The sequence below is a fragment of the Acidithrix sp. C25 genome, from assembly GCF_904848545.2.
On record NZ_CAJHCI020000006.1, the window covers coordinates 313,905 to 339,522 of the forward strand.

At 53.4% G+C, this 25,618-nt stretch carries 23 protein-coding genes, 1 tRNA gene and 1 CRISPR repeat array (1 of these 25 running past the window's edge); of the genes, 18 read left to right on the forward strand and 6 right to left on the reverse strand.

From position 1 onward, the window contains the following. Nucleotides 1-231 precede the first annotated feature (231 nt). Nucleotides 232-1,215 (reverse strand): hypothetical protein, encoded by a 984-nt coding sequence (locus ACIDITHRIX25_RS70605; RefSeq protein WP_201732319.1) that lies wholly within the window; start codon nucleotides 1,213-1,215, stop codon nucleotides 232-234. A gap of 216 nt (nucleotides 1,216-1,431) precedes the next feature. Here ACIDITHRIX25_RS70605 and ACIDITHRIX25_RS70610 point away from each other — a divergent pair, with 216 nt between their 5' ends. The 10 genes from ACIDITHRIX25_RS70610 (at nucleotide 1,432) to ACIDITHRIX25_RS70655 (ending at nucleotide 8,998) form a co-directional block, all read left to right on the forward strand. Continuing rightward, nucleotides 1,432-1,767, forward strand: coding sequence for a hypothetical protein (locus ACIDITHRIX25_RS70610; protein ID WP_052606194.1), 336 nt, complete (start codon nucleotides 1,432-1,434; stop codon nucleotides 1,765-1,767). Further along, on the forward strand, nucleotides 1,764-1,973 hold the full coding sequence (locus tag ACIDITHRIX25_RS70615; protein ID WP_201732320.1) for a hypothetical protein: 210 nt from the start codon (nucleotides 1,764-1,766) through the stop codon (nucleotides 1,971-1,973). Before ACIDITHRIX25_RS70610 ends, ACIDITHRIX25_RS70615 begins: the two co-directional genes overlap by 4 nt. Continuing rightward, nucleotides 1,970-2,200 carry a hypothetical protein gene (locus ACIDITHRIX25_RS70620; RefSeq protein WP_201732321.1) on the forward strand — a complete coding sequence of 77 codons (231 nt, stop codon included), beginning with the start codon at nucleotides 1,970-1,972 and terminating at the stop codon, nucleotides 2,198-2,200. Before ACIDITHRIX25_RS70615 ends, ACIDITHRIX25_RS70620 begins: the two co-directional genes overlap by 4 nt. Nucleotides 2,201-2,213: 13 nt before the next feature. Further along, nucleotides 2,214-2,402 (forward strand): hypothetical protein, encoded by a 189-nt coding sequence (locus ACIDITHRIX25_RS70625; protein ID WP_201732322.1) that lies wholly within the window; start codon nucleotides 2,214-2,216, stop codon nucleotides 2,400-2,402. Nucleotides 2,403-2,676: 274 nt separating this feature from the next. Continuing rightward, on the forward strand, nucleotides 2,677-3,291 hold the full coding sequence (locus ACIDITHRIX25_RS70630) for an MT-A70 family methyltransferase (RefSeq protein ID WP_201732323.1): 615 nt from the start codon (nucleotides 2,677-2,679) through the stop codon (nucleotides 3,289-3,291). Then, nucleotides 3,278-3,514 carry a hypothetical protein gene (locus ACIDITHRIX25_RS70635; RefSeq protein ID WP_201732324.1) on the forward strand — a complete coding sequence of 79 codons (237 nt, stop codon included), beginning with the start codon at nucleotides 3,278-3,280 and terminating at the stop codon, nucleotides 3,512-3,514. The genes ACIDITHRIX25_RS70630 and ACIDITHRIX25_RS70635 overlap by 14 nt, the downstream gene beginning before the upstream one ends. Next, nucleotides 3,501-5,699 (forward strand): type IV secretory system conjugative DNA transfer family protein, encoded by a 2,199-nt coding sequence (locus tag ACIDITHRIX25_RS70640; protein WP_201732325.1) that lies wholly within the window; start codon nucleotides 3,501-3,503, stop codon nucleotides 5,697-5,699. Before ACIDITHRIX25_RS70635 ends, ACIDITHRIX25_RS70640 begins: the two co-directional genes overlap by 14 nt. A 217-nt stretch (nucleotides 5,700-5,916) precedes the next feature. After that, entirely contained in the window at nucleotides 5,917-6,729 is an 813-nt protein-coding gene (locus tag ACIDITHRIX25_RS70645; protein ID WP_201732326.1) for a replication-relaxation family protein, read from the forward strand. 135 nt (nucleotides 6,730-6,864) lie between these two features. Further along, nucleotides 6,865-7,251 carry a hypothetical protein gene (locus ACIDITHRIX25_RS70650; RefSeq protein ID WP_201732327.1) on the forward strand — a complete coding sequence of 129 codons (387 nt, stop codon included), beginning with the start codon at nucleotides 6,865-6,867 and terminating at the stop codon, nucleotides 7,249-7,251. Nucleotides 7,252-7,294: 43 nt separating this feature from the next. Beyond that, a complete protein-coding gene (locus ACIDITHRIX25_RS70655) occupies nucleotides 7,295-8,998 on the forward strand; it encodes a recombinase family protein (protein WP_349632141.1) in 1,704 nt (567 codons plus the stop codon). Here the strand turns inward: ACIDITHRIX25_RS70655 and ACIDITHRIX25_RS70660 are convergent. The 5 genes from ACIDITHRIX25_RS70660 to ACIDITHRIX25_RS70680 all read right to left on the reverse strand — a co-directional run bounded on the left by ACIDITHRIX25_RS70660 (nucleotide 8,955) and on the right by ACIDITHRIX25_RS70680 (nucleotide 12,973). Beyond that, nucleotides 8,955-9,031: transfer RNA gene (locus ACIDITHRIX25_RS70660), tRNA-Val, on the reverse strand. The two genes, ACIDITHRIX25_RS70655 and ACIDITHRIX25_RS70660, sit on opposite strands and share 44 nt — an antisense overlap. A gap of 489 nt (nucleotides 9,032-9,520) precedes the next feature. Further along, nucleotides 9,521-10,603 (reverse strand): queuosine salvage family protein, encoded by a 1,083-nt coding sequence (locus tag ACIDITHRIX25_RS70665; protein ID WP_201732329.1) that lies wholly within the window; start codon nucleotides 10,601-10,603, stop codon nucleotides 9,521-9,523. After that, entirely contained in the window at nucleotides 10,600-11,397 is a 798-nt protein-coding gene (locus ACIDITHRIX25_RS70670) for an SDR family oxidoreductase (protein ID WP_201732330.1), read from the reverse strand. Before ACIDITHRIX25_RS70670 ends, ACIDITHRIX25_RS70665 begins: the two co-directional genes overlap by 4 nt. Then, a complete protein-coding gene (gene mftE / locus ACIDITHRIX25_RS70675; protein ID WP_200891276.1) occupies nucleotides 11,394-12,167 on the reverse strand; it encodes a mycofactocin biosynthesis peptidyl-dipeptidase MftE in 774 nt (257 codons plus the stop codon). The genes ACIDITHRIX25_RS70670 and mftE overlap by 4 nt, the downstream gene beginning before the upstream one ends. Next, nucleotides 12,164-12,973 (reverse strand): adenine nucleotide alpha hydrolase family protein, encoded by an 810-nt coding sequence (locus tag ACIDITHRIX25_RS70680; protein WP_201732331.1) that lies wholly within the window; start codon nucleotides 12,971-12,973, stop codon nucleotides 12,164-12,166. The genes mftE and ACIDITHRIX25_RS70680 overlap by 4 nt, the downstream gene beginning before the upstream one ends. A 1,163-nt stretch (nucleotides 12,974-14,136) precedes the next feature. Here ACIDITHRIX25_RS70680 and cas3 point away from each other — a divergent pair. Genes cas3 through cas2e form a run of 8 tightly spaced genes read left to right on the forward strand, consistent with a single transcriptional unit; the run spans nucleotide 14,137 to nucleotide 22,975 of the window. After that, nucleotides 14,137-16,902, forward strand: a complete 2,766-nt coding sequence (gene cas3, locus ACIDITHRIX25_RS70685) for a CRISPR-associated helicase Cas3' (RefSeq protein ID WP_201732332.1) — start codon at nucleotides 14,137-14,139, stop codon at nucleotides 16,900-16,902. After that, nucleotides 16,899-18,515 carry a type I-E CRISPR-associated protein Cse1/CasA gene (locus ACIDITHRIX25_RS70690; protein WP_201732333.1) on the forward strand — a complete coding sequence of 539 codons (1,617 nt, stop codon included), beginning with the start codon at nucleotides 16,899-16,901 and terminating at the stop codon, nucleotides 18,513-18,515. Before cas3 ends, ACIDITHRIX25_RS70690 begins: the two co-directional genes overlap by 4 nt. Then, on the forward strand, nucleotides 18,512-19,045 hold the full coding sequence (locus tag ACIDITHRIX25_RS70695) for a type I-E CRISPR-associated protein Cse2/CasB (RefSeq protein WP_201732334.1): 534 nt from the start codon (nucleotides 18,512-18,514) through the stop codon (nucleotides 19,043-19,045). The genes ACIDITHRIX25_RS70690 and ACIDITHRIX25_RS70695 overlap by 4 nt, the downstream gene beginning before the upstream one ends. Before the next feature lie 43 nt (nucleotides 19,046-19,088). Beyond that, nucleotides 19,089-20,309, forward strand: coding sequence for a type I-E CRISPR-associated protein Cas7/Cse4/CasC (gene cas7e, locus ACIDITHRIX25_RS70700; protein WP_201732335.1), 1,221 nt, complete (start codon nucleotides 19,089-19,091; stop codon nucleotides 20,307-20,309). Further along, nucleotides 20,309-21,079, forward strand: coding sequence for a type I-E CRISPR-associated protein Cas5/CasD (gene cas5e / locus ACIDITHRIX25_RS70705; protein WP_201732336.1), 771 nt, complete (start codon nucleotides 20,309-20,311; stop codon nucleotides 21,077-21,079). Before cas7e ends, cas5e begins: the two co-directional genes overlap by 1 nt. Continuing rightward, a complete protein-coding gene (cas6e, locus tag ACIDITHRIX25_RS70710; RefSeq protein ID WP_201732337.1) occupies nucleotides 21,076-21,717 on the forward strand; it encodes a type I-E CRISPR-associated protein Cas6/Cse3/CasE in 642 nt (213 codons plus the stop codon). Before cas5e ends, cas6e begins: the two co-directional genes overlap by 4 nt. Before the next feature lie 32 nt (nucleotides 21,718-21,749). Next, nucleotides 21,750-22,682: a type I-E CRISPR-associated endonuclease Cas1e gene (gene cas1e / locus ACIDITHRIX25_RS70715; protein ID WP_201732338.1), complete on the forward strand. Its 933-nt coding sequence runs from the start codon at nucleotides 21,750-21,752 to the stop codon at nucleotides 22,680-22,682. A gap of 2 nt (nucleotides 22,683-22,684) precedes the next feature. Continuing rightward, nucleotides 22,685-22,975, forward strand: a complete 291-nt coding sequence (gene cas2e / locus ACIDITHRIX25_RS70720) for a type I-E CRISPR-associated endoribonuclease Cas2e (RefSeq protein ID WP_201732339.1) — start codon at nucleotides 22,685-22,687, stop codon at nucleotides 22,973-22,975. A 21-nt stretch (nucleotides 22,976-22,996) separates the two neighbouring features. Continuing rightward, nucleotides 22,997-25,618: a CRISPR direct-repeat array (repeat unit 29 nt; unit sequence CTCTTCCCCGTACACGCGGGGGTCATCCC) (it continues 639 nt past the right edge of the window).

Below are 25,618 nucleotides of genomic sequence, written 5' to 3' on the forward strand. Positions count from 1 at the left end.
CTCCTTACGTAATCCCTTAAACTGGCGCCTTGATTTTTGCATAATTCTCCTTATTATAACATTGTATGCAAAATCCAAGAATCTGAATACAACACTACTGACCGCCTGTTACAGGATGCATTACGAGGAAATATTGGACACTCAAATCAAAATCGAAGCAACTAACTTGTCCTTAATTTGCGTGTTCATGAGGCACCAACATCCAACTTCATTCCAATCTTCGATAAGCACTCACCATTCCCAGGCAATACCGCTATAAAGTCCACCGTATAAATCGTGGAACTCAACATTGACACCCCGCTCGTCGCCAAACTCGAGGGTCTTACCGATGTGGGGAGTTCCGGGTCGTTCAAAGTACGTGAGTCCACGGTAGCTCCAGATGGTGTCTGGCCGATCGCCGATGAACACTGCTCCGAATGAGGCGAACCGGGTGGGCTCGTGAAAGGCCTGACTCTGCTCAGTGAGCGCACCCGGGGTGCCAAGGTCTGGATCAGCTAGAAGCCGAAATTTAAGGTCGTAGGTCTCGCCTCGCCTCATCGGCTCCTTGTACCAGAACTGATGAGTAAAGCTCTCTCCGATGCGTTCAGTTTTGACCGTGAAGTCCCCTTCGGGAATCGGCCGCCCAGGGTAGGAGCTGCTGATCGAGATGAAGTCAGCTTCGTCGAAGGCAGCAATGAGCTGGTGCCACTCCCTATTCTCCTGCCAGGCACGGTTGCGGACCACCGTCAAAATACGGGCGGCCTGCTGGACAAAGCCGTTGTGAGACTGCGGCACCGAAAATCCGGTTGGGGACTTTGGATACCAACCCGTGACGAGTTGCTTACGGAGGCTATCCATAGCTGTTTCTTCTCGGTCGGCGACAGCTTCAACCTTGATGCCGTGCTTGTCGCCGTAGTGTCGGCGCCGATCCTTGAGGTAGGTCATGCCCTCGGTCTCCGGGGCGAGGCCGAAGACATCGAGCAGTATCTCGGGCTGCGGATCACGAAGCGACTCAATGGCCGATATGAAGCGTTCCAGCAACACCTCATACGATTCGTTGTCCCCGCCAAGAAGTTGACGAACGAGATTGGCTCTGGCGATACGAGCTGGGGAAAAGCCAGCCTCTTTGTGTAAGTAAACAAGATCTTGGAGAACGTTGTAAGCCTGCTTGGGATCCCACGCCGATGGTTCAACCCATCGATACGACGACCGGACTGACTTTGATTGCGACTCCAATTCCTACTCCAACTCTGTTCGTGCGCATATCTCCAATGCAAAGCCAGCTCTAACCTCAAGGATATTCGGTTGAGCAATATGGCCGAATACCAGCGATGAGGGGTGTGGATGGCCCGCTGTAACGGACCACCCACGGTGTCATCGCAACCCACTCGGATTAATGAGAGAAAGGAGCAAAGACATTATGAAGGCTATCAACTATGGGGTGGTGATCGTATGAGCGAGCTGGCCACATACAACGGAGGTGGTGGTGCGCTCGCCAGGGATGCACGTCGTTTTGGGCGTGAGATTTCACGGGGCCGCCTCGGAACGCAGATCCGAACCAGCCAGGTCGATAATGCAACCGACGTGACACTTGCGAAGGTTGAGAACTTGACGATGGCTACTGGCAACGCCATGCAGCAAATCACACGGGTTTCCCAGGCACAGCGTCAGCTGGAGATGATTGCACCCGATGCTGCTCAGCGTCTCGCGTTCATTGCCGACGACCACATGCTCGGCTGTGCAGAACTGCTGTCCGACTTGCGGCGCGACCTGCACCGAATCAGGTGACCGCGCTGGTAGCGCTGGGCATTGCCGTCTTGGCACTGGCGCTCTCGGGCGCCGGTGTCTGGGCGCTCTTGGCTTGGCGCCGGTATCGTCGCACCTTCGATAGCTTCGCTGAGCGTTTGTCCGTTGACACTCGTCTTGAGCAGCTCACCGTACAGGCATTGTCTGCTATGCGTGAAGCCGCACGTAGAGCAGGTGGTCTTACGTGACGGCAGCAACAAACAGCGGTCTCTGGTCAATCGACCAGCGCCGGATGGTCAAGGGTGATGTCATAGTCACACGCAATGTGGTCGACACAATGAACAAGACGGTCAACACACTGTCCCATGCGACAAGCGAGCTCGCCAACTCTGCTGCAGCTACTGATATCCATAAGCTGGTCCAGCCGTCTCGCAGGAATCTTACTCGATCCCCTGCGGTCCTGGCCCAGGTATGAGAAGTAGTCGGGAATGTTAGACCGGCTCATCGGTATCTGCTTCACGCTGCTTGCGGTAACGGTGGCGATCTACGTAGCGGTAAGGCTCATCGAATCGATTGCGGCAGCGTTGGTCGGTATCGTCGCCGTGGTCGGAGGGCTCGTCGTCCTGGGTTTCATCGCAAGTCTGTTCTGGCGGAGAAATCGCATAAATCGTTGGTAATCGGAAGAACGTTGTTTATTCCACAATGCCACTATTGGTGAACATTACGAGACCATAAATCGCATGAATTGCAAGAGGTACTCGGCGTCGCTTCGAACGTCTTATCGGTAGTCGCGTCGCCGACCTCTGCTATTGCAAATGATCCCCGAGATGTTTTTAGCTGTAATCACCCCGGGGATGCTCCTCGCAATTTTCGGTGGACTTCTACATCAACCTAATCAAAATCCCGTGCTTTCGACGGCAATCGAAAACTCGGGCAGAAAGGAGCTTTTTAATGGTAACACAAAACTTTTTCTCAAGGAGCGGCCCGGAGTCCCGGCAGCCGTTCAAGACCATCTTGGCCGACCCGCCGTGGGACGTTCAGCAAAAGGGTGCACTCGGAGCGGCGTCGCACTACAAACTTATGACGCTGGATGAAATTCAAGCTATGCCAGTGGCTGACCTAGCTGCTACCGATGCCCACTGCTGGCTATGGGTCACCAACGCTACTTTACGCGCCGGTTATGACGTCATGGAGTCATGGGGCTTTACTCCTCGGTCGCCTTTGACCTGGATCAAGCCACGGATCGGCTTGGGTCAGTATCTTCGGAACGCAACCGAACACCTCATCCTCGGTACACGAGGACATGCTCCGGTCAACTTTCGCGCGCAGCCGACGTGGATGTTTGCTCCGCTGCAGGAACACTCACATAAGCCAGAGGAGCAGTACGCGGTGATCGAGCGGGTCAGCGATGGTCCGTACCTCGAGCTGTTCGCTCGACGGCGGCCACGCTCAAGCGCCAACTGGAGTGTGTGGGGAGACGAGGTCGATGCCGATATTGTCATTCCCGGCTACCCGGTCCCTTCCGATATGGGCCACCAAGGCGGAGGTCGTCATGCCGAGGCGTAGGAAGCGCAAGACCAACTGGAAGCGCCAGGAAGAGCGGGCCTTACGGGTGCGTGGCGTGCGACGGGGCACTCCAGATGCGAAGAAACTCTCGAGGGCGTTCATCGGACTGGCGCTCGCTCGAGCCGAGGTCGAGGCTCAGGCACAGGCGGAGGCAACGAAGGTTAAGAATAACTATCGCCAGGGTGGCAATGGCGACGAAAGTGATCGAGATGAGGCTTCATAATCGCTCTCGCTCCAAGAGTCCAGGCAGCAACTGGGTGTTTTCCCAGTTGCATCTGCCTCGTCCGCTGGAGGTCGATCAAGTCGATGCAATGCTGCTTCGAATGGCCGCCGACAGGGCCGCACCGCCGCTGGTCTTCGAGGTTCGCAGCGAGCATGGCCAACTCATCCAGCATCTGGTCGGCACGCCAGCAGAACACGTTCTATGGGTGCAACGCACGCTGCGGCACCTACTTCCGGAGCTGGATATCGACGGCATCGATCAACCGCGTCTTGCGGTGGACCGTTCGGTCAGAGTGAGGATGCGTCCACGGGCGTTTGCCTTAGCTACCGAACGTGCTGAGGTGACGAGCTTGAGCCTGCTCTCTGCTTTGTATGCACGGCTAGAGGCGGGGGAACGTTTAGTGGTTCAGATCGTGCTCGGTCAGCGAATGACACCGAAGCATCTGCCGAAGGAGATTGCCGATCCTACCCAACCGTGGTGGCAGATGTTGACGATCGGCGAGCGCTCGGCGGGTAAGGCTGTACGAGACCAAGTTGACACAAGATCCGGTCAGCACGGTTTCTTAGCCGTGATCCGCATCGGGGTGGCAGCGAAAGAGCGAGAGCGCAGACAACAGCTGGTCATCGGCGTACTTGGAGCCTTGTCGACGGCCATAGATCGAGGCACCTACATGGACCTGATCATCGAGCCACCAGTTCGGCTCAATACCCCTCAGTTACCGAGGCACTGGAATTTGCATCTCGGAGCTACCGAGCTGACGGGCCTGCTGGGCTGGCCATTAGGAGATTACGACCTGCCGGGCGTCGCTCCTCTTCATCCTCGCCCGCTGCGAGTGCCTGAGAAGGTCAACAGATCAGAGCGGCTCTTCGCCGTTCCCGGAGGCCCGGGACCTAGAGCGCCCATAGGAATCGCTGCTCGGGATATCACGTCACACCTGCTGGCGATGGGTCCGACTGGCGTTGGTAAGTCGACAGTTCTGCTCAACCTCATCGCCGCCGACATAGCGGCTGGGCGCCCGGTGTTGGTGATCGATCCGAAGTGGCAGCTGATACGTGACATAGTCGAGCGGGCTATACCTCGAGCGAGGATCGATGATGTGGTGATTATCGATCCAGCCGAAGCGAAGTCTGGAAAGGTGGTCGGCTTCAATCCACTCAACGTTGGAGACCGAGATCCTGACGTCGTCGTCGATGGGTTGGTAGCGGTTCTTAGGCAAGTATTCCACGACGGTTGGGGACCTCGCACCGAGGACATCATCCACTCTGCACTCCTCACGCTCGCCAGGGTTGGTGCTACTCGCAAGTCGCCCTACACGCTGATTGATCTTCCTCGGCTTCTAGCGGACGAGAGGTTTCGACGTGGAATCATCGGAGAGGTTATGGACGACCCCGGTCTCGCATCGTTTTGGTCTGGTTATCTGGCCATGTCTCCCGGCGCACAAGCACAAGCGATCGCTGCACCGATGAACAAGCTACGTCAGTACCTACTCAGGCCGAGTTTGCGAGCCATCCTCGGCCAGGCCGATCCTCCGTTCCGCGTTCGGGATATGTTCAAAGACAACAAGGTCGTGCTCGTTCCGCTCAATGAAGCACTCATCGGCCCTATCACAGCCCAGCTACTCGGTTCCCTGATCGTGGCTGAGACGTGGTCGGCAACGATGGAGCGTGCGAGCGAAGTTGATCCATCCAGCCGTCCAGCGACAATCGTCATCGATGAGGTGCAGCAGTACTTGCACCTGCCGGTCTCAATTGACGACGCCCTGAGCCGTTCCCGGTCCAACGGTGTCGGCTGGCATCTCGCCCATCAGCATCGAGCTCAACTCCCCGCTTCCACTCGGGCGGCGATTGATACGAATGCAAAATCCAAGATCATCTTCCAGCTCCTTGATCCTGACGATGCATACGCTGTTGCAAAGCAGGCTCCCAGTCTCCAAGCAGTCGACTTCCTCAGCCTTGGTCAATATCAGGCATATGCGAACCTGACCGCTGGTGGTGCTCCATCGGGATGGGCACTGATCCGAACGCTTCCACCGCCGCAGCCAACCGGTCTCGGGGAAGAAGTTCGTAACCGTAGCCACAATCGATATGCCAGCCCTATCCCTCAATCTGCACATGCTGCATCAACTCAACCACATTCACAGGGAGCGGACGGCGATGAACTGGGACGGAAGAGGAGACGCAAATGACTACCTATCTCTTACCAACTTGCCCAACCCTATTAGAGAAGAGGAACAGAGGTCGAGGGTTTGTCAACGTCATCTCGGTCGTCGTGCCACGACCCTCAAGTGTCTTTTACTCATGCAGGTCGTTGGCCAAGTTCCGCCCTTGGCGGGAGGGGACTGACCCCGCATTGCGGGGTCGCGAGGGGCGACGGGAAGCTAAACGAGTGACAGGAGGTCCGACATGACGCGCTCGGATCTCGACACCCTGAAAGACCGCCTGACCGAGCGGGATTACAAGCTGCTTCGTAACGTGGAAAAGTTCCGGCTGCTTTCCACTAAGCACATCCAGCGACTCCACTTCGATCCCGTCCATCCAACACCGACAGCATCAGCGCGTGCTTGCATTCGAACACTGTCACGGCTTCGGAACGTTCTGGTGCTCAAGGCGCTCGAACGCCGTATCGGTGGAGCCAGAGCTGGATCAGCGGGATTCGTCTGGTACGTCGGTCCGGCCGGTGAACGAATACTCCAGAGCCTTGACCCTCCCGTCATTTCCGGACGACGCAATTACCGAGAACCATCTCGGCACTTCGTCGAGCACACTCTGGCCATATCCGAACTGGCCGTGAGGACTATCGAATCTGGGCGTCAGGGTGACTTAGAAGTGCTCGAAGTCCAAGCCGAACCCGCCAGCTGGCAACAATCACTTTCGAGATTTGGAACGGCGCTAACGCTCAAGCCAGATCTTCGTCTGGTCACTGCTTCTGACGACTACGAGCACCACTGGTTCATCGAGGTTGATATGGCAAGCGAACACATGCCGGTAATTATGCGCCAGTGTGCTGCGTATGAAGCCTTTCGGGCAACGGGGCGCTACCAGGCGACACACGGCCTTTTCCCCGCCGTTCTCTGGGTGGTCCCGGGATCCGCCCGAGCGGAGGCCATTCGGGCCGCCGTGGCGGCGACGGCGGGCCTGAATCCGGCCCTGTTTCGGGTCTGCACCACAGGGGAGTACCTGGGTGTTGTGGCCGGTCCTCCCTCTGAGAACTCCTGATCTGTTTTTTTGCAGGTCAAAGAGCTATTTCCGACTTGACTTGTCAACCAAAGAGAGCGTCAATGTCTGAGGCTCCTGAGCCAAACGACATCGGGAGAAATATCACTAAACAACTAACTGAAAGGAGGTTTACACATGAAAGAAGAAGAACAAGGATTACAAGCAATGCGCTATGAGGGCATGGGTGATCCAAACAAGCAAGAACGACATACCAAGACCCTTGCAATTCGCGTCGAGGAAACTTTGCACGCGCAATTGCGCTTCATCGCCCAGTTGCGAGAAACCAGCATTACCGACGAGATCCGTCAAGCCATTGAAACTCGCATCACCTCAGCCCAGGATGATCCCGAGATCATCGCTCGTGCTCAACAGGCTCGTGATGAGCTGGAGCGAGAAGCGGCGGCTCGCAGTGCGGCAATCGCTGGGTTCTTAGGCAAGCCCGTAGTCACTGCCGTCGTCGACAAATCACCCGGCCCTGCCACCAAAGTGCAGCAAAACGCCCGTAAGACAGAAAACGAATAGGAAAGGAGTGCCCATGTCAAGCGATTCTGCCATCCCGGGAGTAATGGGTACTGCACCTTCAAAGGCTGCAATCACCTACCTGCGCGTCTCCACCGCCGACCAAGCCACTCGTGGCGGACGAGAGGAGGGGTTCTCTATTCCTGCCCAGCGTGAAGCTAACACCCGAAAGGCTACGTCGCTGGATGCGCTCGTAATTGAGGAATTCGTCGATGCGGGAGAATCCGGTACCTCAGCGGCCAAGCGGCCTGAACTCCAGCGCATGTTGTCCTATGTTCGGGAATATCACGTGGATTACTGCATCGTCCACAAACTCGACCGTCTCGCTCGGTCCCGAGCTGATGACGTCGCTATCCACTTCGCCTTGAAGCAAGCGGGAGTTACACTGGTTAGCACCAGCGAGAACATCGACGAGACCCCATCAGGGATGCTCATGCACGGCATCATGAGTAGCATCGCCGAGTTCTACTCCCGCAACCTCGCCAACGAGGTCACCAAAGGGCTGGTCCAGAAGGCGAGCGTCGGCGGCACAGTTTCCCGAGCGCCACTTGGCTACAGAAACATCCATGTCAACGATGCGCTCGGACGAGTCAACCGAACTGTTGAGATCGACACCGAGCGAGCGCACTTGATCACCTGGGCGTTCTTTCGATACTCCGAAGGTGATCCAACGCTTCGGACGCTGCTCGATGAACTGACAGCTCGTGGGCTTACCACACGAGCAACACCCAAGTGGCCATCCAAGCCGTTGACAATCACCGGCCTCCATAAATTGCTCCGCAATCCGTACTACAAGGGAGAGATCCGTTACCGGGACATCACCTACCCCGGACTCCACGAACCCCTGGTTGATCCACAGACATGGCAGCAGGTCCAGGACCTACTCAGTGCCCACAACACCGCCGGAACGCACCAGCGAACAAACAACCACTACCTCCGAGGCAGCGTCTTTTGTGGGTCCTGTGGTTCTCGGCTGATGATCACAACAGCCCGTAATAGATGGGGCACCGAATACCTCTACCTTGTCTGCTCTGGTCGAGCGAGAAGGGTCACCGACTGTCAACGACAGGCGATGTCAGCGGAGATGGTCGAGGAAATCATTGAGGACGAGTACCGCACTATTGCACTCTCGCCAGCGTTGCGAGACAGCATCGAAGAGCTTGTCTTGGAGGACTTCGACACCTTACAGGCCGGTTCCGCAACCGAGCGAAAACAGATGGACAACCAGCGCATTGAGCTAACCGCCCAACGTCAGAAGCTGCTCGATGCTCACTACGCCGGAGCAATTCCACTTGATCTACTGAAGATCGAACAGGACCGGATTGCTGGTCAGATCGCACGAATTGAAGATCAGTTTGCTAGCCTCGATGCGAACTTCGAGCAAGCACGAGCAGTATTGGCCGACACGCTGGATCTGACTCGAGACTGTCATACCGCCTACCTGGAAGCCAACGACAGCACCAGGAGGCTCTTCAATCAGGCGTTCTTTGCCAGGATCTACATCGATGAAGATGACGAGACACGAGAGCAAACTGTCCGAGTTGACTACAACGAGCCCTTCGACACTTTGCTCTCACGCCTCATTCCAGCGAGCGTTCATCGTACTCTTGACATAAAAAATACCGCCTACCGGGAAATCCCGACGGGCGGTTCTAGCGTAGCATCAAGCGGCATCGCTGAGGTGCAGGGTTCTCATACGGATACTTTGGTGGGCGCTAAGGGACTCGAACCCCCGACCTCAGCCGTGTGAAGGCTGCGCTCTAACCAGCTGAGCTAAGCGCCCGGAGTTAACAAGCATAGCCGGAGATTTGAGTTCGATTTCAATTAATTTAGGTTAAGCCCTTGGTGGCTGGAGGCTGTTCGCCGAAAGGATTCGTGTGTTTTGAGGCTTGGGAATTTGAGCGTTACTCGGCTCAGATGGTTTAATGTTTTAGATTCCAAGAGCTATAGCACTGTCCAAGGCTCGTCCTTTATGGATTATTCAGTTGATCGATTGTTTGATTGAAGTGGTCACGCATCGATTGGACGTTTTCATTTGCCGATGGTCGCTATCCGTTATTGCGAACAGTGGATCACTTGATCTAGTTCTATGTTCGAGGCAATGCCAAGGTGAGCTTGACGGGGATTTTATGGGTGAGGTTCAAGAAAAGGGCTTCATGGGTATTTTCTCAGTATCAATGGATCATGATCGATTCAGATCTCAAGGAGTTTTGCCAAAGTCCCTTCGAAGGGCCACTTGGGTAAAACAGAAGTCGATTCAGTAGAAGCCGATTCAATAGAAGATACTTTTGCACTTATGTGATAGTGACAGTCTGTATTTGCCCGATAACAACGGATCATGTTTTGAGGTCCAAATTGCGGCGTCAATTTGATTGGGATAAAGAGTAATTCCATCACCCAGGAGCTTTGCGTGAATCATCTCCACACTTTGAATAGTTGCTGCACGAATCTCTACCTCCGCCCATGAGCTATATTCGAGGCGCCCCCCTAGTTGAATGTGACTCTCTAAAGCGGGGTCATATTCTAGGACTTTTTCAACCCGAAGGACATGTGGAAGTGAATTATCAGCAAATGCAGTAAGCTTGTGGATCCCTGAAATGCAAAAAGGTATTTGAGCGACATCTAGATTTTTGTGGTGGAAGCGCCAAATCATATCGAGATCCGAGAGGATTATCTGTGCCTTTTTGAGGGGGTAAAAAGCTATCTCATTGATCTCATAGTAATCAGCCAAGGCTGGTAACTCAATTAGAGTCTTGAGGCAGTCATCAACATCGCGGTTTAGGTACTTTGCGAATTCGACAAAGCTGTCGGCGAAATTACCTTCTAAGTACATACCCAGTTCGTTTACAGCTTTTACCAGGAGATCTATCAAAATTGATACTTGAGGTGAAGGATCTCTTTGTTGGAGGATCTCGGTCATTTGGTCCGAAGTGATGGTGGTTAGGTGAGATGGTTTGAAAGGGTAGTGATCCACGAAATATGAGGTAAGCCCCTGTGCGAAGGTGAGATAGCCAGATCCAGTTGAATTTTTTTGAAGATCCTTGAAGTATCCAGAGCCAAAGTTGAGATAATCAACGACTATTACAAATGCAAAGCTGGCGATTGGGTCGCTCAGAATCCAAAATCTAGGGTCTAACTCTTTGTCGTAGTCGATTGCATATTGCAGAAGTCGATCGCTATATGAATTTAAATGAGCTTCATTGATTGTGACCCATGAAGACGACAAGGAAAGTTCTTTAGCGCCACTTCGGATATCGCTTGTTCCGCTAAATCTTTTGGGAGAGATTGCGACCTTGAGCGGGGTTACAAAAGCCGAATTATCCTGATTGGGGCTGGATGGGAGCCGTGTTGTCAAAGGTGCATTCCAGCATCGACAAAGATTTCAGCTCCGGTGATGGCAGAGGCAGCCGGTGACAATAGAAAAGAGATAGCTTCTGCTATCTCTTTTGGATTGATTAGTCGACCCAGGGCATGGTGTATTGAAAACTCTTCTACGTCGCTAAGGCCATAAAGGACAGCCGATTGATCCAACATTGCACCCCTGGTTGATCCCGGACAGACCCAATTGACATTGATTTGATCGGGTGCCAGCTCTAGAGCAAGGGTTCGTAGGTATGCAACCATTGCGCCCTTAGCAGCGCAGTAGGCACCAATTCCACCGAGTGCCTTTGAAGCTGCAACCGACACAACCGCCACAATTGATACGCTTGAGCTGCGCTCTTTTGTCTCTTTCATGAGAGGTATGAAGGAGGTGATGGCGTTGTGTAGCACCACTAAGTTAGCATCGATCATCGATAGAAGTTCTTGTGTTGAGGTCTCAACCAGCGACTTTCCACCAAGAATTGCACCTGCGGTAATGGCAAGTTGATCAATGGGTCCCATATCATCTTGTATTTGGGTTGCGATACGGGCTAAATCAGCACCATTGGTTGCATCCGCACCATATCTGCTGATCTTTTCCTCAAGATCACCATAGGTAGCGCTTTTGATATCTCCCATTTGATATCCAAAGCGCATCGTCACTTCACTAAAGTCGACTACTGCACATCTACGTCCTGATGATGCGGCGATCTTCGCGACCTCGGCTCCGATGCCTCGTGCTCCACCTAGTACAACTAGGCAACCTTGATCTGTCGTTAGATCACTCATAGGGTAGGCCAATTGATCGCTTTAGGTGGGATAGACTTATAAAACCGATCGTAGGTCTCGATCAGTGCATCACTGAAAGCTCCTAAAATGGCTGCACCTTCAGTGGCGCTTGAGCCGGTTGGGTCGCCTAAAACACCGTTCTTTGAGACCGCAGATACCCCTAGGTTGCGCATGACTTCCATGATCTCTGAAGGCTCAGCGACACTACCGGGCCTAGCCAGGCTCATCTGTACTAATTCAGGAACCAACGCTAACATTGCGGAAGTTTCTGTTCTTCCAGCATGAAGATCTGGAGCCTCCATCCCCTGGGCGCCACCTGGTCCGCTCCATCGATAGGCTGCTTTTTGAAGAATCTCAAGGGTGGGCCACCAGGCGGTTGCGAACCTGCCTTCGCTTCTAAGTTTTTGGACCGCTTTTGCCATTGCCTCTACGTTACCCCCATGAGCGGTGACAAAGATGATTCCAGCAAAGTGATCGACGCTTCTACCTAATTCTAAAAGGACGAGTTCGAGGGCATTTTGGCCAATTGATAAGGTGCCTGCAAAGGAGGAGTGTTCGCCGCTGGAGCCGAAGTTGACGCTAGGTGCCAAAAGAGTGCTCTCGGCTCGACGTGTTGCGAGTGCCTCGGCCAGCGCGATGGTCATAATTGAGTCGGTAAATAGAGGTAGATGCGGGCCGTGTTGTTCGGTGGATCCCACCGAAAGAATGATCACTGACCTCTCGGCAACGGCTGCAACCTCGGGGTGGGTCATCTGAGCCAGAACCCTCAATTTGACTCCTTGTGGCGCGAGACTGCCTCTAGGACTATCTCTGCGGCTGAGTCGGGATTAACTTCAATTAGTTCACGTCGTCTAGCATCTATCGCCCCTCCCATTAGGGATCTAATGCGCATTATCGCACGATCTCCAATTGGGCTTTGTGTGATAGTGGTTGGCGCACTTCGCCCTTGGTCATCTAGATACCAGGTAGCAGGTAGGCCATTTGAATCTTGTAAGCCCACAGTTTCAATTTGAGCTGCTTTAGCCTCGATCAAAGTGATCAGATCTCCGCGTATTTCAATATTTGTTGGGGCGCATCCAAGTGCGATTGGTAGCTGTGTGAACTCCGAGAGGAGATGTGAGCTTCCATCAAAGTGCTCAATCGTGAACTTGCCTTTGGTCTGTTTTACCCCTTCGACGCCAAAGAGGTACCCTATGGATAAGTTTCCAGCTACAATTGCGCCAAAGAGGCCACTTCCAGTATCTGCTGAATAGTCTCCAAATAAGAGAGCCATTGGAGCTATTGATCTGATTAGCGATGCCAATTGATCCTTATACACAAAGGCTGCACCTTGGGATGGGTCACCAATGGCTAGGATCGCTCGATCGACTCCTAGGCTAAGCGCCTCTAAAAGTGCATCTTGGTCATGCGCTTCACCTAGGGTTATCGCGATGGTTTTACCGCCGGAGGTGCCACTTAGATCCCTTGCTATGGCGATGGCATTTCGTTCTGATGGAGTTAGACCCCCAAAATATCGTCGGGAGGTGTGATCAACCTTGCGATATGAGTTTTTTACAAAGACAATCGTGTCCTTCAATTGGCAACCTCCGGTCTTTATTATTTAATTCTAGGACAGATTATGAAGTTATGTGACTTTTACAAAAGAGTCGATTCGCAAAAAAATATAGTTAAAAACTATAAAGATAAGCATTTTCTTGATTGTATTCTTATTAATTTGGATTAGATATCATGCCAGTACTGATCCGGTTTTATTTAGAAGCGCCAATAAATGATCTAAATCCCAGATTGCACGTATCGAACGATCCAACTCTCGGATCTTCTTTTCGATTCTTCGCCAAAGGCCAAGGCAAAGGCCAGCCATCTTTCCGCGTGCGTCATGAATGAAAGAGGTTGTAAATCCGCTACAAGCTGATAACAATCATACTGCAATGCTACATAGATGATGGACCTACGCCCTCCGGGATCGCCCTCCGGGATCGCCCTCCGGGAGGAGATTCCAAACCACCTTATCGATAATGGCACGGGGCGTTGTCCATAGAGCGTTGTCCATAGAGCGTTGTCCAAAGAGCGTTGTCCAAAGCGGTACTAAAAAAGTTAGAGCAATGACTCTTTCACCCTAGGTGTCAAGGGAGTTGGCATCTATTCGAATAGAATACCAACCATGCAGGGCGAGAACTAGAGGCCTGAGATCTCAGAGGGAAGGTGGGTATAAATCACGCCACAAGTCCGTCATCGATCAACACAGCCAGGAGGTTTCCTATTTGCGAGCTCCAATGGTCCGTTGCGTGACGATAGTGCGACGATTTTGTTATCCAGCTTCGATCTCATGAGTCCAAAGATATTTAGGATTGTCAATTAGTTAGCCAAATTGGCAGACCCAAGTGTGGTCATTTGATCTAGTTGCCGACTTGTCGTCGGCAACTAGATCAAAATTTCGCCACGGATAAGTCGATCAATGAGGAACCTAAATTAACTAGATTTTGGCGGCACGAAGGTGCCAGAAAACCATTAATCCGAAACTAACCAAATGTGCCAACTATCTTGACACTCACCGCCCGTGAGCAGTGATTTTCACCTCGCCGCAGCAATGCCTACGCTACCGGTTGACCGTACAAATAATCACGATCTAGACGTACGCACTGATCTACCAGATTTAAAACTCAATGTGTCACACCCATTTGATAAGATTCGTGCCGGCCAGGCTTGGAAAAGATTGAGAAGGGAAAGGAGATCTAGACAATGGAAGCATGGGGGAAATACGGTAATAACGCTGATAGCACACCTTATCCGTTAATCGCTCATCTTCTCGATACCGCAGCCGTTAGCACGGTTCTGTGGGATAGTTGGATCAGTAATCCCGTCCGGGATCTTATCGCCCCCTTATTTGGGAGCGATCCCCGAGCCGGAATTGCACTATTGGCTGGTTCCCACGACTTAGGTAAGCTCGACCCGCTATTTCAGGGTCAGCTTCTTATGCCGAGTTCTCGTCGAGAGAAGTTCGCTAGGTTTATTGCTGACCTAGGCTTACCTGTCCCTAACGAGGACTTGGTTAACGAATTCTCGAAGTACTCACAGTCATTGCGGGGGCACCTGCGACATGAAGCACTTAGTGCCCACATTCTTGAGCGACGAGAAACGCCCAGGTGGGCCTGCGCCGTTATAGCTGGACATCACGGCCGATACCAGTCCGACCTATCTTTTATGCAAACAGCCCGCATTAGGCAGCATCGCAAGACACTCGACGATAACGATTGGAACCGTCTCCATAATCACCACCTCTCAATTTTATACGAGGCATTGGGCGTAAACTCCGGCGGACTTCGGGAAAGCTTGCCCTTGGGATATGGAGCAGTCATTCCTATACTGACAGGTCTGGTTGTGCTCGCCGACTGGTTTGCAAGTGACGAAGCTTTTGTGTCCTCCGCACCTCTTGAGAAGTTGCAGGCCAACCCACGCTCTTATCTCAATGCTCGGACGGTGCAAGCCGAAACATCCCTTGATCGATACCTTGGTCGTCCCGTGCATAAGTGTGGAGAATTCAAAGACCTGTTCACATTTGAGGCGGACCGACCCGTTCAAGAGTGGGCTAACGAAGTCTCTCATGGCCCCGGCCTCACCATCGTAGCAGTCCCGACTGGAGAAGGAAAGACTGAAACGGCACTATGGATCCATTCGGTCCGACCAGACCTCAACGACGGGCTCATGTTCGCACTTCCAACCACCGCGACAGCCGATGCTATGTTTGACCGAATCCGCACCTTCTTTGAAGACACGAAAGCCCTCGCTCATCTCACCCACGGTCGAGCTATCTTGAACGCCTTTTACGCCGAAAGCGCTGCAAGTCCAACGGGTATTTGTGACGAAGACAGCGCATATGCCGATGTCGATTTGAAGACAGGGCTCCGACCGAGTAGCTGGTTTAGTGGTCCGCATCGCGGTCTCACAGCACCCGTCACTGTTGGCACGTGTGACCAGGTGCTTGCAGCATCTCTATCCCATAAGTACTTGCCGCTCCGGCTTGCATCGCTGGCGAACAAGCACGTGATCCTTGATGAGATCCACACGTATGACCCTCATCAGCAGCGGCTGTTAGTCCGTCTACTCGGTTGGCTAGGGTTCTGCCGGAGCCGGGTGACGTTGCTGTCCGCAACACTCCCCCGCCAACGACTCATTGAATGCGTGGACGCGTATCTTGAAGGTTGGAATCGGTTTGATGAGAACGCTATCTCCATCAACAATCAACTAGCAGATTATGTGTATCCCGCCGTAGTACGTACAACACCAGAAGGCACCCTTGATTCCGTCAATCTCACTTCATATCGAACATACGTCCATGAAATAATAGTTCAGCCGATCAAAGGAATTGATGACGCTTTCGACCGTGCTACAGCCAAATTAGCCCATGATCGATGGGACCCTGGTAAAAACCAGCGCGTCGCCCTTATTGTCAACACCGTCAATCGGGCACAGCGGGTCGCACATCTGCTACGAGAAATGGGCCACGATGTACTACTTTTGCATTCAAGGATGACCGCCAACCAACGTGCCGAGGCTACATCAAAGTTGATGGGCAGATGCGGCAAGAAGGCCGGACAAGGGTCGATAATGTTCGTAAGTACCCAGATTGCTGAATCGAGCCTCGACATAGACGTCGACTTGTTGATCACCGATATCGCTCCTATGTCCAGCTTGATCCAACGGTTTGGCCGCCAGTGGCGACACTCACAAAATTCCGCTGACGGAAATTGGGTACACCCATCCCATCTGCAATACCGCTCGGGCAACCCGCTGGCGATCATATTAGTTTCGATGAATGACGAAGGAAGACTCCATGACCATGGCCACTATCCCTATACGAGGGCTGAGATCAACAAGACACTCAATGAGACTGCGGCTCTTGATGGTGGCAACCGAACTGAACTTCGGATCCCAGGAGACGTCCAAGCCGCAGTTGACGCGGCGAACGTCTCCTGGAATGACTTGGTGAGTGCCAACGACGAAAGTGTAGGCGAACTCACTAACCATCTTGCGCGTGTTGTCTCCGCTGCACAGACTGCAAAATTCGCCGGAGTCGACGCCAGTTCACTAGCCGTAGACTGGCGAGAGGCCAGCCATTGGGAAGACAACAGCACGCTCCACCAAATGACAGTTGGAACCCTTTGGAACGATGAAGCGGTAACTCGGATGCGCGAAGGAGAAACCGTCCAGGTGCTCATTTACGACCCGAGTGGGCAAAATCCTTACGCATTGCCTTATTTCGCTGACTCCATCAAAGCGGTCTCCGGAAAGGCGCAAATCAAGGAGATCCTGGGCTACGTCATCCCAGTATCAGGAGTCTTGGTCAGAGACCTGCGCACGGCAGCCCAGCCATTAATCCCATCTGGGTGGGAGAACCACCCATCCCCTCTGATTCAATCCCTACTCCCGATCCCCGTAGCATCGCTGGCCGGGATTGCAGAGCTGACAGCAGATGGACTCGTCAAAACAGAAATGAGGAATAAGTGAGCACCATAACCCCTGAGACCGGTGCAAACATATTACGACACCAACTACTGGAGGCACACGCAACCCCACAAGTCGATCTTGTTTCGAAGCAGTGGATTCCCATAATCGACCTCACGGGAAACGTCCGACAAGTAGGCGTTGAGGATCTCTTGCTTCACGCCCATGAAATCAAAGACCTAGCAGAGCCCGACCCAATCGTCCGAGCAGCGCTACGTAGGTTTATTCAAGCACTCGCCGCGCAGACAGTTCGTCTGGCGGGAGCAAATCATACCAGATGGTTAGGCCAAGCTGAGAATAACTCCGGATTTACGGAATGTGAGGTAGCTGCATTAATCGCAGACCAGCGTAAACACCTTTGGCTCTATCACCCGGAGTTCCCGTTCCTCCAAGACATCCGACTCATCGAGGCGTTAACCAACCCAGAGGCGCTTTCTGTTGATGAGCTTACGGCTCACCTGCCGGGGCGAAACGAAGCTGCATGGTTCGTAAAGTTTAACGATCCACTAAGTGGCAAAGGTATTGAACCCGCCGCCGCCGCCCGAGGGCTGGTTGCCCGTTGGTTCTACCATCTGCCCGGTAACTCGTCGTCCGTGCTGACTCCTCCGGACGGAACCAATGGCGCTCAGTCAGGCGGGGCATTCTCGGAGGGGAAAGCAACAATCACCCATGCATTTCGTGTGAGCCAGTGGAGCCTGGCGACGACGTTGCTGCGTAACCTTACTGCTGACATGGTTAAAAAACCAGCCAATGAGTCTTATGCAGGTCCAGCATGGTCGCATAAGAATCGCAGTGCAATTAGTCACGATGCGCTGTATCTCTCCACCCTAACCGCTTCCTCGACGTTGCTTACCTCCATGGGGGTCGTCGGACACATCAAGCTGCTGGTCCGTGGTCCTATCCCACAGAACAAGGAGACCGTAAGACAAGCAAGGGAAGGCGCCCTCCAGGTAGACCCACATCGGATCATCATCCAATCAACAAAAAAGAACAGAAAGCTTGATACTCGAGTGATCCGTAAAAGTCCGTCTACGCATCCATTGTGTATTTTGGATTCGATACACCGGGAGGCGCTCACGACCGCACAAGGGCATTTACGAGGCATTATCACCGACGGAGACTTGTGGCTCACCGGAGCAAATGGACGTCACGACGAAACTATAGAACTCTTCCTCGCCGATAAACAGGGTAACCCTGCTAGTCCTAAGTGGTCGGAGGTGCGAACGGTCAATCTTCTCGCTGCGCATATGGATCCAGAAACCTCTGAATTCCAGTTCTTGATACCAATCCTCACCGAATGTTTTGACAATAAGAATGGCATTATGGACAAGCTGAAGTGGGCTATCTGTGATGCATTAAATGATAACAAACCGAAGGACCGCAGCGATGCAACTAATCGCTTGGTGAAAATAGCACAAGGTAGATGGTTGGAACTAGCGGCCGCTCAGATCGAATACGCCGCTGTCAACCAAGCACCGACCGACAAAACAAACCACGCGCTCTATGCGAATGCTCGCGAAGTATTCCAAGAGGTCTTAAGACCGTACGGCGCCACCACACGTTATGCTGCCTCGGTTGTTCGAGCACAAAAACACATATGGGAGAAAAGATCATGACCGATGTACCATCACCACAACGCGACGCTATCACCACCCCTACCCCAACCAATGCCCCAGCAAGCGGATACGTAACATGGCTCTTGGAGGCACGCCGACAATCATCCACCCGCAATGCATTGCGGTACGGTGGAATTGACGCGACAGCCGACCGAGCATATCCGTACCTTGCGCGCTTCTGGGAAGGTACCCCCTGGCTCAAAACTCCGTTACTTCTCCATGCATCAGCCGCCGCAACCTTCTCACACATCGGGCAGGCAAATGGAGTCAGCTTTGGCCATCTCGCCAAGGCCCTTCAGTCCCGCGGCGTAATACAAGAAGAGACAATCGGAGCTCGACTACTTGCGGTCCAGACTATGTCATTACCTAACGCTCATCGGCTTCTATCGGGACTGCTCCACGCTGCAGATAGCGAGGAAATCGCTCTGGATTGGGCTTCAGCATGGGACACCTACCGTTGGTGGGACCAACCGAACCGGAAACGCAGACGAATAACACGGCGAAACCTAATAGAAAGCTTCTACTCATAAAAATGAAATGTGAAATGTCAATCTTTGAAATGAAAGGTAAAGAATGAACTCGTTAAATATTCACATCCTGTTCTCGTATGCGGCAGGTAATCCAAATCGAGACGATGCCGGGTCCCCGAAGGCGATAAGTTATGGCGGAGCGATAAGAAGTCGCATATCGTCTCAAGCAATGACCAGGCCAAAACGAATCCAATTTGAGGCTAAGACGGATGGCGAGAAAACTCACCGCTCTATTTTGGTCGGCAATGAAATAGCACGGATGGCAGAAGCAATTCTCACCAGACAAGGCACCATCGTCGATGAGAAACTCCAGGCAATGTTGTTCAAAGGCGCTACTAAATCAGCGTTAAGCTTGGTTATGGATCCAGGTAAAGCAGACAAAAAAGCTGACGCACTCCTCCTGAAGCCAAAGAAGGAAACAGGTGCAGAGGAAGGTTCCAAAAAGACTACTACCGAAGAAGCTGAAATTGGCAACACCTTGGTTTGGCTCGCTGAATCCGAGATCAATGAGGCGGCCCTTAAATTGGCCAACAAATATGACGAGACTATTGACCCTTCAGCCTACGTCAACCCTCAACGAACGCGGAGCCTGAGTATCGCTGCGTTTGGCCGGATGTTCGCACAGCGTCCCGATCTCCAGAATGAGGCGGCAATCCAACGTTCACATGCTTTCACTACTCACGAAAGTGAAATTGAGGTGGACTACTTCACCGCTGTTGACGATATGCGGGTCTCCGACCGAGGAGCAGGACACATTGGCATTACCATGCTCACCGGCGGCGTCTACTACTGGCACTGCAACGTCGATTCTGGGCAACTGTTCGCGACCTGGTCGGCTGCCAACGAAGAGGGGGCACGAGATAGGCTCATCGCCCTGTTCGTTGCCTTGTTCGAGACTTTACCCACCGGAAAGCAGAACACCACTGGATATCAGGGACTCCCGTCCATCGTCCTTGCTGTCCCCGCACACTCTGCCGTAAGTCTCCAAACTGCATTTGAAACTGCTATCACAAGTAAAGATGATGGATATCTCCAGCCATCGGTCAAAGCACTACTCGAGGAACATCATGTAGTTCAACAAGCCAAGCCAAGCCACTTTGGTCAGGCCGCAATATCACTGGCGGCCACGGCATCTAAAAAGGCTCTGGACGAAACTAACTTTGACCAGACATTGATAACCATAATGGACCTTGATCATCTTGCGGAGTGGTGTGCGGATCACCTGCTTGCCGAACGTCCTACTGACTCGAACCAGGAGTGCTAATGTCTACAATCGTAGCCCGTTTAGCCGGTCCATTGCAGTCTTATGGTGAGCAGACTCGGTTCAGTGCCCGAGGCACGTTGCCCTTTCCGACTTATGGAGCACTGATTGGGCTAGCTCGTGCCTCCCTTGGCCTTGGTCGCCAAGTCGAGGTGGAAGCCTCCCAATGGTTGCGAAACCTGTCAATGGCAATCCGGGTAGACAAAGCCGGGACGTTGATGGTGGATTATCAGACCATCAACCCACCGAAAACCTCTGCTTATGCCTGGTTAAACACCAGTGACCGGAAACGGGTCGAACACACAATACCTACTGGATCGGGTGGAGCATGGGTAATTAAACATCGAAGGCCTCCGATGGAAACAGAGCGCAGCTATATCACTGACGCATCTTTCACTTGGCTCATTGAGGGTAACGACGACGAGATAGACCGGCTAGGGAACGCACTGATGGAACCCAGATGGCAACTGTCACTTGGACGAAAAGCATGTGTTCCAGATTGGCCGTTGTTGCTCGGAACCACCGACCTACCGATGATGCAAGCCGCGGCTGTCGTTCCGGCAATTGGAAGTAAAGAGGGCCGGTTGAAGATGCACATCCTTGCTGGAACGAAACCCCCGGACGCTCATACGGTAACGTACGCTGACGACCCCATCGGTAGTCACCCTCATGATGGCTACCGATACCGGGAACGCCACATAATTGACATCACACCACCGGTTCTCAGAACTAGACGAGAACTATTGAATTGGGCAAAGGAGAACCTTCGATGACAACCGTCACAAGCGAAAAAATAATCCCGGACAATACAACAATCATCCTGACACGCGTTCCTCTTGCTTTCCCTCCACTCGCTGAAAGGGTCAGGGATTGGTCCGACCGAGACGCTATGCATCGAGCCGTCATGACCTTGTTCGATCCACAGCTACCAGGAGATGCAGGGTTACGTCGAGCTGCGTCTTCGATCCTCTTTCGAGTCGAAGGCGATCAACGGAACCCCTATCTGCTTATCCAGTCGCATGTCGCACTCGCAAGCATGAGCGACAGTTTGGTCACAACGGATCTGTCTGGACTCATCCCGCGACTAGCACCTGGCACCGTTGTGATGTTCCGGATCGATATAAATGCCGTCCGTTGCCAATCCAGATCGACACGCCGTCTGCCGATTCCAGAGCCGGAGATCCCCGAGTGGTTAACCGGCACAACGATGAGTCGAGGTCTAAGTGAGATAGCAGTGGACGACCTCAAAGTGAGAGTCTTGCGAGCTGGAAGAACGCCTTTGAGAATCGCTCGCATCGATGGAAATGCGGTTGTCCGCGATCAAGGAGCGTTGGTTGCATTACTTGATGAAGGCGTTGGGCGAGCTAAGGCCTATGGCTGTGGCCTCCTGAGCGTCCTGCCAATCGGATGAATGACTCTCCAACAATAACATGAGGAGTACCTATGCCTTACTCTGACGGGGCGATGCGTCTGCTTCGTCCCTCTATCAAAGACTTACCACAGCTCACCGACCGAGTGAGCTTCCTCTTTCTTGATCGAGCCCGAATCGAGCAGGGGAGGACCGGCCTAGAGGCATGGACGGAATCTCCAGAGAAGGAGGCCAAACGCACCGCAATCCCTGTAGCCACACTCGCTCTTTTGGCGCTGGGTCCCGGTACCAGTATCTCTGCACCAGCGATGGCCATGCTATTTCGATCTGGCACTGTGGTCATCTTCACTGGAGCCGACGGAATGATCGGCTATTCCTCTGCCCGATCTTTGGCTACGAATGGCAAGTGGGCTGCGGCACAGGCGCGATTGTGGGTTGACCAGACGCAGCGCAAGGCGATCGCCCGTCGGCTCTACCTTTACCGTTTCCCCGAACAGGCGATTCCTGAAGGTGTCAGCCTCGACGTTCTACGGGGTCTTGAAGGCCAAAGTGTCAAGCAAATCTATCGCAACATGGCTAAAGCACACCATGTCAAGGGATTCCACCGGGTGACAATCGACGCTCAAGACCCGATCAATATAGGTCTCAATCGGGCCAACTCCCTTTTGTACGGCGTAGCGTTGAGCGTATGTTCTGCCTTATGCCTCAACCCTGCACTAGGTTTTATTCACGACGGTGCGGCTGGTGCTTTCCTTTATGACTTGGCCGATGTATTCAAGGTACGCATTTCTATACCAGTGGCATTTGAGGCCGCAGAAGACAATGAACCCATGAAAGTGCTTGGGGGTCTATTACGGAGGTCTCTCCATCGCCACAAGGTTTTGGATGAGATGTTTAGCATGACACAAGACCTATTGGCCGAAGGATGTATCCCACACGATGGGGAGGACCGTTTGCTTGGAGACGGCGGATTTGTCCCTGGTTTGAAGAATTGGCATCTGGAGTAGGTATGTTCATTGTCTTAGTTGTTGAGTCTGTGCCGGATCATCTCCGAGGCTATTTAGAGAGATTCCTATGTGAGGTGCGCACCGGAACATATGTCGGGACGCTATCGTCGCGTGTCATTGACCAGATGTGGGAAGCGACAATTACCCACGCAGGTCCGGGAGATGTCGTAATGGTAAATCCCGAGAATACAGAGTGCGGATTTCGCGTTCGAGCTAGGGAGCATCCACGATGGCAGCTTGTAGATCACGATGGGTGGTTACTGCCGCAAGTATCAAGCTATCATTCCGACTAATATAAGAGCAGGTCGAGAAGGCTCTTCCCCGTACACGCGGGGGTCATCCCTTATAAATTCATGGTTTCTATCGCCTATTGACCTCTTCCCCGTACACGCGGGGGTCATCCCTATCGAACTACCACTTTTTACAGTTACAGGTGCTCTTCCCCGTACACGCGGGGGTCATCCCTTGAATTCTATAGCGGCTAAGCTTGGTGTGAGGCTCTTCCCCGTACACGCGGGGGTCATCCTCGTTCCCTGTGGAAGTAAGTTAGGAACTTTAGCTCTTCCCCGTACACGCGGGGGTCATCCAGATCCAAATACCACTGAGTTACAAGATCTGTGCTCTTCCCCGTACACGCGGGGGTCATCCCTGGTATCGAGGCGTTAGTAATATTTGCATCCACTCTTCCCCGTACACGCGGGGGTCATCCCTGAGGATTACACCAGCGGTAAATGTCCATACGCTCTTCCCCGTACACGCGGGGGTCATCCCTTGGTCTGGTTCGACGCGTCGCAAACCGTTATCTCTTCCCCGTACACGCGGGGGTCATCCCTCTCGGAATTGGAGCCGAAACCTCTTACGGCTCTCTTCCCCGTACACGCGGGGGTCATCCCTCAAAGAATCGAAGACGCGCTTATGGGCGTAGCTCTTCCCCGTACACGCGGGGGTCATCCCTTGGAAAACCCGCGGGATATCTTGCGGTCATCCTCTTCCCCGTACACGCGGGGGTCATCCCAAAGCATGGTTGAGACTCAGACTCTAGTCTCCCTCTTCCCCGTACACGCGGGGGTCATCCCTCCCTAGCTTTGCGGGCGTAGGTTTTGTACAGCTCTTCCCCGTACACGCGGGGGTCATCCCCAGGCGAAGGCTAATGCCTCGTGGTCTACCAACTCTTCCCCGTACACGCGGGGGTCATCCCGAAAGCTCCAACAACGTTTCGGTAATTGATGCCTCTTCCCCGTACACGCGGGGGTCATCCCCGTACATCGTTCTGACCCACTGCTCAGGCTCACTCTTCCCCGTACACGCGGGGGTCATCCCATCGGCACCAAGCTCGATTCCGCAAAAGGGAACTCTTCCCCGTACACGCGGGGGTCATCCTAACAATGTGCGATGACTACGGGAAAACGTTTTCTCTTCCCCGTACACGCGGGGGTCATCCTTCGACGGTATCGCCAACCCAACCGTCATGACGCTCTTCCCCGTACACGCGGGGGTCATCCTCAACGACAAAGCTACCAATGCCACAACCCCAGCTCTTCCCCGTACACGCGGGGGTCATCCCTGAGTTCTCTCCAAAAGAATTAGCGCTTCATACTCTTCCCCGTACACGCGGGGGTCATCCCTCCACCAGTTGAGACTCTATCCATCTGGGCTCTTCCCCGTACACGCGGGGGTCATCCCTTTTTGGGCGAGTACCAAGAGACGATTCAACGCTCTTCCCCGTACACGCGGGGGTCATCCCATAGCCATTGCCATAGGCGACGCCATTAGAGTCTCTTCCCCGTACACGCGGGGGTCATCCTTTGAGCCGCGCTTCCCGAAGCCTTGCCATAGGCTCTTCCCCGTACACGCGGGGGTCATCCCTAAAGCTTCCTTGAAGAACGATGAGCTGAGAGCTCTTCCCCGTACACGCGGGGGTCATCCCTTTTGCTCGAAGCCGTCTTAGGCAGCATGTCACTCTTCCCCGTACACGCGGGGGTCATCCCGCGCCTTCCTCGACGCCTGGCATGTATGCAGGCTCTTCCCCGTACACGCGGGGGTCATCCTATTAGTTGCCATGGTGATATATGTACCAACTACTCTTCCCCGTACACGCGGGGGTCATCCCTAAAGCCAGAGGAAGACGCCAAAATGTTACAGCTCTTCCCCGTACACGCGGGGGTCATCCCGAATCAAGGTTTTACATTGGCGGCAACGGATTCTCTTCCCCGTACACGCGGGGGTCATCCCTAACAAACATTTTCAGAGGACAACCGGACAATCTCTTCCCCGTACACGCGGGGGTCATCCCTCGTGGTTCTTATCTCCAATAGACACGCTAGACTCTTCCCCGTACACGCGGGGGTCATCCCATTAGTCAAGCTTCGCGACTGGCAGCAGGACACTCTTCCCCGTACACGCGGGGGTCATCCCAAGATCAGAAGCCTGCATTGTCCCAGACCAACCTCTTCCCCGTACACGCGGGGGTCATCCCTTTGAAGAGATATTTAACTGCTCATGCAGGGACTCTTCCCCGTACACGCGGGGGTCATCCTTAAAATTGGCTTCTTTTCCCTCTTAGCAGCTGCTCTTCCCCGTACACGCGGGGGTCATCCCGCTATCTGATGCGCTTCGTCATAAATCACAAGCTCTTCCCCGTACACGCGGGGGTCATCCCTTATACTGCGCCTGTTCAACAGCTTCCGTACGCTCTTCCCCGTACACGCGGGGGTCATCCCTCCTAATGAGGAGTTACAAAGGAGATAGGGAGCTCTTCCCCGTACACGCGGGGGTCATCCCTTCCATTATACCACTTTCTTGTAGTCGATACTCTCTTCCCCGTACACGCGGGGGTCATCCCTCATCGAGCTTGCGCCTAAAGGCCTACCCAAACTCTTCCCCGTACACGCGGGGGTCATCCTAGGTCAAACACAGCTATTACCGCCCAACCAAAG